Source organism: Pseudoalteromonas sp. TB25 (assembly GCF_000497995.1).
GTDB classification, from domain to species: Bacteria; Pseudomonadota; Gammaproteobacteria; order Enterobacterales; family Alteromonadaceae; genus Pseudoalteromonas; species Pseudoalteromonas distincta.
In genome coordinates, this window is the sequence record NZ_AUTI01000206.1 from 1 (window position 1) to 3,112 (window position 3,112).

Below are 3,112 nucleotides of genomic sequence, written 5' to 3' on the forward strand. Positions count from 1 at the left end.
GAAGCTGAGGTTTTATCGGCTCAGGCAGCACTTGAAAAAGCGATGCTTGATTTAGAGCGCACTAAAGTAACGGCGCCATATGCGGGGCGTATACTTAGCCGCAGTGTTGATTTAGGGCAAGTTGTTACTAACAACACACAGTTAGCAACCATTTACGCAATCGATAGCGTTGAGATTCGCTTACCAATTAAAAATAAAGATCTCCCATTTGTAAATTTACCAGAGCAGTATCGCGATGGTGCTAAAAACCAAGCGGGTTCAATTGTTAAATTTACTTCTGACTTAGTAGGTGAGCAAACGTGGCAAGGTCAATTAGCACGCACAGAAGGTGCTATAGATGAAGGCGCACAGCAGCTTTATGTAGTTGCTAAAATTAATGACCCGTATAAAGCAACAGCAAATAACCAGTACCCAATAAAAATTGGGCAGTATATAAAAGCGCAAATTACCGGCAGAACAGTATCTAACGCACTTATAATTCCTAACAGTACAATTTATCAAGGAACGTACGTTTACATTGTTGAAGGTGGCGTACTTAAGCGCAAAGACATCACACTAGCTTGGCAAAATGCGACTCAGGCGATGATAAAAACCGGTTTAAACGCAAATGATAAGCTTGTTATTACTCCACTTGGTCAAGTAAGTTCAGGAACTCAAGTAAGTATTTTAGGTGAACAAAGCGCAGATCAACCTAAAAGCCGTGGAGCGAATGGGCAAGGTAAAGGAAAGCGCCCGACTCCAGAGCAGCTTGAACAAAAAGCAAAAGAGCTTGGTATTAGTGTTGAAGAGTTAAAAAAACGCCGTCCAGCAAAGCAAGGAGATAAGCCATGATAGCTTGGTTTGCCAAAAACCATGTTGCAGCTAACTTATTGCTAGTAACACTGCTGCTGTCGGGGCTTTTTAGTTTATCGACTAAAATACCGCTTGAAGTATTCCCTTCATTCGAAACCGACATGATAAGCGTGAACGTAAGTTTGCGCGGTTCAACACCAGAGGATGTAGAGCAAGGCGTAACAATTCGTATAGAAGAAGCCGTACAAGATTTAGAGGGCATAAAGCAAATATTTAGCCGCTCTTCTGAAGGCTCAGGCTCTGTAACAATTGAAGTTGAAACGGGCTACGACCCGCGTGAGCTTTTAGCCGATATTAAAAGTCGTGTAGATGCAATTAACACCTTTCCAGCCGATGCTGAAAAGCCAATAGTCGCGCTTGCGGAACGAATTCGCGAAGTTATCGCGGTTACCGTATCAAGTGATTACGGCGAAAAAGAAACCCGTGAATACGCAGAAACAGTACGCGATCAAATTCTACGTTTACCAAATGTGACGCAGGTAGAGCTAAGTGGTGTTCGTGATTATGAAATTGCCATTGAAGTAAGCCAAGACGTTCTTCGCCAGTACGATTTAAGTTTGGCACAAATATCGAGTGCCATTGCTAATTCAAGCTCTGATATTTCTGCTGGTAACTTAAAAACTGAAGGTGGGGACGTACTTATAAGCTCTAAAGGGCAAGCATATCGTAAAGATGAATTTGCCAATATTGTTGTTAAAAACCAAGCTGACGGCACTATTATTCGTTTAGGCGATATTGCAATAATTAAAGACGATTTTGAAGAAACCCCAGTACGTACTCGCTTTAATGGTAAGCAGGCTGCATTTATCGACGTATATCGAATTGGTCCGCAAAGTGCGATTACTGTTGCTGACGAAGTTAAAAATTACATAAAAGAGCAACAAAGCTCCCTTCCACAAGGATTTGAACTAAGTTACTGGGATGATGATTCGGAGCTGGTTAAAAGTCGAATTGCCACACTAACGACCAATGCCCTACAAGGCGGTATTTTAGTACTTGCTTTGCTTACTTTGTTTTTACGACCTGCAATTGCATTTTGGGTATTTATTGGTATTCCGGTTTCGTTTATGGGCGCGTTTATAGCGATGCCTATATTTGGCGTAACCCTTAATATTATGAGCTTATTTGGCTTTATATTAGTACTTGGGATTGTTGTTGATGACGCCATAGTTACTGGCGAAAATGTCTATACCCATTTAAAAACAGCTAAGTCGGGCGAGCAAGCTGCAATTTTAGGTACTCAAGAAGTCGCAACACCAGTAACATTTGGTGTATTAACTACCGTTGCCGCCTTTTTACCTTTGGCCTTTATTGAAGGGGCGCGCGGTGCTTTGTTTGCACAAATACCGGTAGTGGTTATTCCGGTATTATTGTTTTCATTGATTGAATCTAAATTTGTACTACCCGCACATTTAAAATATATAAAACTACGCCACGAAAAAGGCGAACCTTCAAAGTTTGATGTTATTCAACAGCGTTTTGCAGATGGATTTGAAAACGCGATTTTAAAATATTACCAACCCACTTTAAATTTAGCACTGCGCCATAAATTGGCTTCGGTAAGTTTGTTTGTTGGTGTGTTTATAATAATTTTAACCATGATCACTAGTGGTTGGACTAAGTTTGTATTTTTCCCGCGTATACCAAGCGAAACAGTCCGCGTTAACTTAACACTACCAACAGGTACGCCGTTTGAAGTCACTAATAAATACGTAATTGATATGTCGCAAAAGGCGCAGCAATTACAAGAAAAATACCGCGACCCAGATACAGGTGAAAGCGTTATTTTAAATATATTAGCCACAACAGGCGGGCGCGGTGGTGTATCTAATTCAGGTTCTGTACGCTTTGAAATAACACCGGCTGAAAAGCGTGAATCAGACATAGGATCAAGAGAGCTTGCCAGCGAATGGCGCGATTTAATTGGTGTCATTCCAGGCGCTGAAAGCTTAACGTTTAGAGCTGAAATTGGCCGAAGTTCTGACCCAATTGATGTTCAGCTTAGCGGGACTTCGTTGACTATTTTACAAGACGTGGCTGATCACATTAAAACCCGTTTATCGACCTACCCAACGGTATTTGATATTGCCGATAGCATGTCTGATGGTAAAGAAGAGTTACAAATAGAGCTTACGCAGCAAGGCTTAGCGCTGGGCTTAAATAGAGTTAATGTTGCAGGTCAAGTGCGTAACTCGTTCTTTGGCTCGCAAGTCCAACGTATTCAGCGCGGCCGTGATGATGTACGTGTAATGGTTCGCTT

General features: G+C 41.6%; 2 protein-coding genes. Both read left to right on the forward strand.

All coding sequences use genetic code 11. The annotated features are described in order from the left end of the window. The coding region (locus L652_RS0105195) for an efflux RND transporter periplasmic adaptor subunit (RefSeq protein ID WP_024603348.1) at positions 1 to 831 on the forward strand (831 nt) is incomplete at its 5' end. Then, the coding region (locus L652_RS0105200) for an efflux RND transporter permease subunit (RefSeq protein ID WP_024603349.1) at positions 828 to 3,112 on the forward strand (2,285 nt) is incomplete at its 3' end. The genes L652_RS0105195 and L652_RS0105200, both read left to right, overlap by 4 nt.